8 protein-coding genes are annotated in these 6926 nt (G+C 71.2%); 4 read left to right on the top strand and 4 right to left on the bottom strand.

The window, feature by feature from the left end; genetic code table 11:
- Positions 1–314 precede the first annotated feature (314 nt).
- Positions 315–938, bottom strand: a complete 624-nt coding sequence (locus ABZ857_RS31780) for a class I SAM-dependent methyltransferase (protein ID WP_357050249.1) — start codon at positions 936–938, stop codon at positions 315–317.
- A 33-nt stretch (positions 939–971) separates the two neighbouring features.
- On the bottom strand, positions 972–1322 hold the full coding sequence (locus ABZ857_RS31775) for a hypothetical protein (RefSeq protein WP_357050246.1): 351 nt from the start codon (positions 1320–1322) through the stop codon (positions 972–974).
- Between the two features lie 174 nt (positions 1323–1496).
- On the opposite strand from ABZ857_RS31775, the gene ABZ857_RS31770 reads away from it, so the two are divergent.
- The 3 genes from ABZ857_RS31770 to ABZ857_RS31760 are packed head-to-tail and all read left to right on the top strand — an operon-like array spanning position 1497 to position 4023.
- A complete protein-coding gene (locus tag ABZ857_RS31770; RefSeq protein ID WP_357050243.1) occupies positions 1497–2684 on the top strand; it encodes a thiolase family protein in 1188 nt (395 codons plus the stop codon).
- A complete protein-coding gene (locus ABZ857_RS31765) occupies positions 2681–3358 on the top strand; it encodes a 3-oxoacid CoA-transferase subunit A (RefSeq protein ID WP_357050240.1) in 678 nt (225 codons plus the stop codon). The genes ABZ857_RS31770 and ABZ857_RS31765 overlap by 4 nt, the downstream gene beginning before the upstream one ends.
- Positions 3355–4023: a 3-oxoacid CoA-transferase subunit B gene (locus ABZ857_RS31760; protein WP_357050237.1), complete on the top strand. Its 669-nt coding sequence runs from the start codon at positions 3355–3357 to the stop codon at positions 4021–4023. Before ABZ857_RS31765 ends, ABZ857_RS31760 begins: the two co-directional genes overlap by 4 nt.
- A gap of 144 nt (positions 4024–4167) precedes the next feature.
- Here ABZ857_RS31760 and ABZ857_RS31755 read toward each other — a convergent pair whose 3' ends face one another.
- The gene (locus ABZ857_RS31755) at positions 4168–5019 is read right to left on the bottom strand and encodes a methyltransferase (RefSeq protein ID WP_357050234.1); all 852 of its coding nucleotides are present in this window, start codon (positions 5017–5019) and stop codon (positions 4168–4170) included.
- A gap of 130 nt (positions 5020–5149) precedes the next feature.
- Positions 5150–5743 carry an XRE family transcriptional regulator gene (locus ABZ857_RS31750; RefSeq protein ID WP_357050232.1) on the bottom strand — a complete coding sequence of 198 codons (594 nt, stop codon included), beginning with the start codon at positions 5741–5743 and terminating at the stop codon, positions 5150–5152.
- Positions 5744–5839: 96 nt separating this feature from the next.
- Between ABZ857_RS31750 and ABZ857_RS31745 the strand changes: the two genes are divergently transcribed.
- Positions 5840–6853, top strand: coding sequence for an NAD(P)/FAD-dependent oxidoreductase (locus ABZ857_RS31745; protein ID WP_357050229.1), 1014 nt, complete (start codon positions 5840–5842; stop codon positions 6851–6853).
- Positions 6854–6926 lie beyond the last annotated feature (73 nt).

The following is a 6926-nucleotide window of genomic DNA, read 5'->3' as shown; positions in this document are numbered from 1 at the left end:
TCCGCAAGGCCATGGAGATCAACGACGTGCCGGTGGTGGTCGACTTCGTCGTCCACAAGGACGCCATGGTCTGGCCCATGGTCGCCGCGGGCACCGGCAACGACGACATCAAGTACGCCCGCGACATGGCGCCGAACTGGGAGGTCCACGACTGAGGGCGGTTCGGCCGAGGCCGTCGCCCGACCACGGACGGCGGCTCAGGCCGTCACCCGGCCCTCCGGTCGAGCTGCCTTCCGGCGACGGAACGACGACCGCCGACGTCGCCTCGATCCGGCCGGGTGACCCGGTTCGGTGATCCGGTTCAGTAACCCGGTTCAGTGATCCGCCGTGCCGTGCGTAGCGGCGAAACGACGAGTGGCCACGAGCGCGGCCAGATCCGGCGCGAGCCGGAGCTCCGCGGCATCCAGCCCCGGGTGGTCGAGCCAGTGCATCCGCGCCTGGTCGACCGCGCCGTCGAACCGCGGCGGCCAGTGCCGAGCCGGGGTCAGGTCGTCGATGACCAGCGTGCCTCCCGACCTGAGCAGCCGGTGCGGATCAGCCGGCTGCTCACCGCTCTTGCCCTGGCCGCCGCCATCGAGCACGAGCAGGTCGTACGGCCCGTCCCGATAGATCTCCCGCCAGTCGCCACAGATCACCGAGACCTGCGGGTGATCGAGGAAGACCTGGGCGGCCAGGGACGCTCGGCGTTCATCTTTCTCGACGCTGACCAGCCGGGCCTCGGGCCGGGCGCCCGAGGCCAGCCATGCCAGGCCCACTCCGCACCCGGTCCCGGTCTCCCCGATCATCTCGGCGCCGGCCGCCATGGCGTACAGCAGTCGTCCCTGCTCAGGCCGGCAGGAAGGAGCGAAGCCCGCCTGCCGGGCCACCTGGACCGCGCGCCTGACCAGTGGGGGCAGTCCCGCGAGATCGGCGTATGCCGCCGTACCGCCAACCGACATCGCCCCAGATTAGGGCCTGCCGACGCCGTTTCCCTAGTAGGAGCAGGCGCTGCGGGGAAGCTTGCCGGACGCCCTGATGGTGACCGTCTTGTGGCGCTTGCTGCTCGGGTCATTGATCCACATGGTCAGGCGCGGATACTCGTGGGCGCACACCCTCTTCTCGCTCTTCTTCAGGTGCTTGAACTGGTAGACGACCCGCTTCCAGTTCTTCACGGGTGTCTCGATCATCCATCCCTCGCCGCTCTGCATCTCTCCCAGGCAGTTGCGGATCCCCTGGCACGGGCTGCTGTACGTCGTCGCGGCGTCGGCGGGCCGGGCGATCGACGGCTGCGCGATCAGCGCGGTCAGGGCGACGGCCGCGGCTGCGGCGAACTTCCTGGTCACGTCTGCTGTCCTCACGATGGTTCTCTCAAGGGTCGCCGCCAGCCTGGCGCGCCGCGCTTGTGACCCGCTTGGAGATCGTTGCAGCTCCCAGCTCTGCTCCCCGGCTTCATCGGCTATGCTCATCGTGTTCGCAAAATGAACGCATGTTCGCACAGCGAACAAGAAGGGAATGTCATGGGATCTGCCTTCGTCTACGCCGCGGCGCGCACGCCGTTCGGCAGGTTCAACGGGGCGCTCGCGGATGTCCGGCCGGACGACCTGGCGGCCACCGCGTTGCGCGGCGTGCTGGCCAAGCTCCCGGGGCTGGATCCGGCGGAGATCGGCGACGTCGTGTGGGGCAACGCCAACGGTGCGGGCGAGGACAACCGCAACGTGGGCCGGATGGCCGTGCTGCTCGCTGGACTGCCGGTGACCGTGCCGGCCACCACGGTCAACCGGCTGTGCGGGTCGAGCCTGGACGCCGCCGTGATCGGCTCACGGACGATCGAGAGCGGCGACGCCGACGTCGTCGTCACCGGTGGCGTGGAGTCGATGACCCGGGCCCCCTGGGTGCTGCCCAAGCCCTCCCGCGCCTTTCCCGCCGGGGATGTGACGGCCGTCTCCACCACGCTCGGCTGGCGGCTGGTCAACCCGCGAATGCCGAAGGAGTGGACGGTCTCCCTCGGCGAGGCCAACGAGCAGCTCGGCGAGAGGTTCGGCATCTCGCGCGAGCGGCAGGACGCCTTCGCCGCGCGGTCCCACGCGCTGGCCGACGCGGCCTGGAACGACGGGTTCTATGACGACCTGGTCGTCCCGGTCGAGGGCGCCGATCTGACGCGGGACGAGGGCATCAGGCCGGCCACGACGCCGGAGATCCTCGCCGGGCTCAAGCCGGCCTTCCGGCCCGACGGCACCATCACGGCCGGCAACGCCTCCCCGCTGAACGACGGCGCCTCCGCGGTCGTGCTCGGCTCGCAGGCCGCCGCGGACCGAATCGGCGCCGACCCGATCGCCCGGGTCGCGGGCCGCGGGGCCTGCGCGCTGGAACCGCAGATGTTCGGGTACGCGCCGGTCGAGGCGGCCAACCAGGCGCTGCGCCGGGCCGGCATCGGCTGGGACGACGTCGGCGCCGTCGAGCTGAACGAGGCGTTCGCGGTCCAGTCGCTGGCGTGCCTGGACGCCTGGAAGGTCGATCCCGGGATCGTCAACACCAGAGGTGGCGCGATCGCCATCGGCCACCCCCTGGGGGCCTCCGGCGGGCGCGTGCTCGGCACGCTCGCCCACGTGCTGCGCGAACGGCGTGAGCGGTGGGGCCTGGCCGCGATCTGCATCGGCGTCGGCCAGGGTCTGGCCGTCGTGCTGGAGAACGTGAGCGCCTCATGACCGCCGTGTTCACCGACCCGGACGAGGCCGTCGCGGGCATCGCGGACGGCTCCACCGTGCTGATCGGCGGCTTCGGGATGGCCGGCATGCCCGTACGGCTCATCGACGCGCTGATCCGGCAGGGCGCGACGGACCTGACCGTGGTCAGCAACAACGCGGGAAACGGCGACACCGGCCTGGCGGCGCTGCTGGCCGCCGGGCGGGTGCGCAAGATGATCTGCTCGTTCCCGCGCCAGAGCGACTCGTGGGTCTTCGACGGCCTCTACCGCGCCGGGAAGATCGAGCTGGAGGTCGTCCCGCAGGGCACCCTCGCCGAGCGCATGCGCGCGGCCGGGGCCGGCATCGGCGCCTTCTACTGCCCGACCGGGGTCGGCACGCCGCTGGCCGAGGGCAAGGAGACGCGCACCATCGACGGCCGCGACTACGTGCTGGAGTACCCGCTCAGGGGCGACGTCGCCCTCATCGGCGCCCACGTCGGCGACCGGATGGGCAACCTCGTCTACCGCAAGACCGCGCGCAACTTCGGGCCCGTCATGGCCACCGCCGCGACGCTGACGATCGCGCAGGTGCACCACGTCGTCGGGACCGGCGAGCTGGACCCCGAGACCGTGGTGACCCCCTGCGTCTACGTCGACCGGATCCTGGACCTGAGCGCGACGGAGGCCACCCAGTGAAGACCCTCGAACACCTCGGCCGCGGCCCGCTCGGCCGCGACGAGCTCGCCGCCCTCGTCGCCCGGGACATCCCGCCCGGCTCCTTCGTGAACCTCGGCATCGGCCAGCCGACGACGGTCGCCGACCACCTCACGGCGGACTCGGGGGTCGTCCTGCACACCGAGAACGGCATGCTCGGCATGGGGCCCGCCGCCCACGGCGACGAGATCGACCCGGATCTCACCAACGCCGGCAAGATCCCCGTCACCGAGCTGCCGGGGGCGTCGTACTTCCACCACGCCGACTCGTTCGCGATGATGCGCGGCGGCCATCTCGATGTGTGCGTGCTCGGCGCCTTCCAGGTCTCCGAGCGCGGCGACCTCGCCAACTGGCACACCGGCGCTCCCGACGCCATCCCCGCCGTCGGCGGCGCCATGGACCTGGCCACCGGCGCCAAGCAGGTGTTCGTCATGATGACGCTGTTCGCCAAGGACGGCACGCCCAAGCTCGTCCCCGAGTGCACCTACCCGCTCACCGGGCTGGCGTGCGTGAGCCGCGTCTACACCGACCTGGCCGTCTTCCACATCGGTCCCGAGGGTGTCACCGTGGTCGAGACGTACGGCACGAGCGTGGCCGAGCTCGCCTCCCGGCTGGAGGTCGCCGTACGCCCTCTCGGTCAGCCGTGACCGCCGCGTCCGGCCCGGCACGGCGGGCCGGAGCCGGTCAATCGGAACCGCTCCGCCGGAGTGGAGATCGTCTGGGATTTGCGCAACAGGCACGACATCGGGTGCTGAGGATGCCGGGCGAGCAAGTGCGCGCATTCAGTGAGCTCAGGTGCGGCGGGCGGCCCAGACGGTGCGTTCGGTGCGTACTGCGAGGTCGCCGCGGCGCAGGATGCTGTGCGGGCTGCCGGTGTCGAGCAGCCGATCGAGCGCGGCGAGGTCTTCGGGTGAGAGCGCCTGGACGGCGGCGCCACGGATGCGCTGCAGGGCGCTGAGGGCGTAGCGGCCGATCGCCTCACTGCGGGAGCCCTCGATGTGCACGGTGATGGTGCGTTTGCCGTCGAGAGCGAATCCGGCGGCGGTCAGCATCGGTCCCCAGTCGGCACCGCGGTGGGGCACGTGTTCGGCGTGGAAGTGGTCGGTCGCGGCGTGGCAGCGCTCTTCCAGGCCGGGCCGGTCCTCGGGTGCGTCGGCGGGCAGGAAGCGGGGGAAGCCGGCCAGTTCGACGACGACGAACAGGCCGCCGGGCGCGAGCATGTCGTGGATGCTGCGCAAGACGCGGTCGGGGTCGGCCATGTGGTGCATCGAGGCCGACGCCCAGACGAGGTCGGGCGTGCCGAGGTCGGGCCAGTCGGCGTCGTCGAGGTCGGCCTGCACGATGTGCACGCGATCGTCCACGTCACGGGCGCACGCCTTCTCGTGCAGGCGCTGCAGGTGGCGGGGTGAGGCGTCGACGGCTGTGACGCGCGCCTCGGGGAAGCGGTCGAGGAGGGCGAAGGTGCCCGCTCCGGTGCCGCAGCCCACATCCACGATATGGCTCGGGCTGGTGGCCAGGGGCAGCCACTCGGTGATGGCGGTGAGGTGCTCTGCGAGGACTTCCGCGTCCAGGTCGAGGATCTCCTCCTGGCCGCCGGTGCCGTGCTTGTGGTGGTGGCCGGTATGCGGGTGTGTTCGGGTCATGACGTCACACTACGAAGGCCATGCGCGTACGGCATAACCACTTTCGCAACGCGCAAGACGATGGCCGCCGGTGCTGCCGGACGCGCAAGACGTGCCGTTGCTTCCAGCAGCGTCAGGCACCTTTCGCGCATCAGTCACAGCCCGCTCGGGTATCGCCGCCGCCCTCCTCGCGCTGGTGTCCGCGCCGCGCGTCGCGGTCGAAGATGCCCATGATCTCGCACGGTCCGGCTGCGGCGCCGATGGCGTGCGGCATCATCGTCGGGAATTCGGCGGCCTGGTTGGCCTCGAGGCGGAAGCGGCGGTGGCCCAGCATGAGGATCGCCGTGCCGGACAGGACGACAAGCCATTCCCGGCCCGGGTGTGCGCGCATGCGGGCGGGATTGTCGGGCGGCGGCTCGGTGATGCGCTGACGCATCACGGTCATGCCGGGGTCGCCCTTGATCGGCCAGCGCATCACGCCGTGGGTGCCGTCGATCATCGGGCTGGTGACGACGTCGTCGGTGGCGGTCTCGACCAGCTGGTCGAGGGAGGTGTCCAGGGCGCGGGCGAGGGTGACGAGCTGGTCCAGCGCGAGGCGGCGCTGGCCGTTCTCGATGCGGCTCAGTGAGGACTGGCTGAGCCGGGCGCGGGTGGCCAGCTCTTCCAGGGACCAGCCCTGTGCGACGCGCAGGGCGCGGATGCGTTTGCGTACGAGGCTGTCCAAGCCTTCATCTTCTTGCTTCATAGGCAACATCCTATGCCGCTGATGCAAGACGCGGATACCGTCGCACGTAGATGGCCCTGATCCGCTGGGGGCTATGCACCGAGGAGAGGTGACGACATGTCTGTGCAGACTTCCTCATATGCGACCGACACGCTGCCGACTGACACCGTCGACGTGGTGGTCATCGGCGGCGGCGCCGCAGGCCTGAACGGTGCGCTGATGCTCGCCCGCTCCCGCCGCTCGGTCGTCGTGATCGACAGTGGCACCCCCCGCAACGCGCCTGCCGAGGCCGTGCACGGCTTCATCGTGCTGGACGGCACGCCCCCCTCCGAGTTGCTCAGGCGGGGCCGGGAGCAGGTACGCCACTACGGCGGCCGAGTCGTCTCCGGCAAGGTGATCTCCGCCGAGCCCGCCGCAGCATCGGCCGAGGGCGATCCGCGCTTCTCGGTCACCCTTGCCGACGGCCAGACGGTGAGGGCGCGCCGCGTGCTGGTGGCCACCGGACTACGGGACGTGCTGCCGGACATACCCGGCCTCGCGCAGCACTGGGGGCGCCATGTCGTGCACTGCCCGCACTGCCACGGCTGGGAAGTACGCGACGAGCCCATCGGCGTCCTCGCCACCGGCCCCGCCTCGGTCCACCACGCGCTGCTGTTCCGCCAGCTGACCGACGACCTCATCTACTTCACCCGCGGCACCGCACTCGACGCGAGTGCCCGCGCGCGCTTCGCCGCCCGCGGCATCGCCGTCATCGACACCCCGGTGCAGGAGGTCGTGAGCAGCGAGGACGGCACTCTCGCCGGGGTACGCCTAGCCGACGGCACCCTCGTGCCCCGCCACGTCCTCGCCGTCGTCACCGAGATGCAGGCCCGCACCGAGGGCCTGGACGGACTGAAACTGCCGATGGAGGACCTGCCCGACAACATGGGCCGCCGCTTCGCCTCCGGTATGGCCGGCGCCACCGACGTGCCGGGGGTGTGGGTGGCCGGCAACGCCACCGATCTGACCGCCCAGGTGGGCGCCTCCGCCGCGGCCGGCGCTCTGGCCGGCTCCCATATCAACGCCCTGCTGGCCACCGCGGACACCGACGCGGCCCTCACCGCGGCCGAGGGCGTCCCCGCCACCGACTGACGTCCGCACCCCGATCAGCCTGCGCCTTCCCGGCTCATCATCGTGGCGCGGACCTCACCTGCCCTTTTGACCT

The organism is Microbispora sp. NPDC046933, from assembly GCF_040644635.1.
Classification (GTDB): Bacteria; Actinomycetota; Actinomycetes; order Streptosporangiales; family Streptosporangiaceae; genus Microbispora.
The sequence above is the reverse complement of the archived record's forward strand: the minus strand, read 5'-3'. Positions and strand labels throughout refer to the sequence as shown.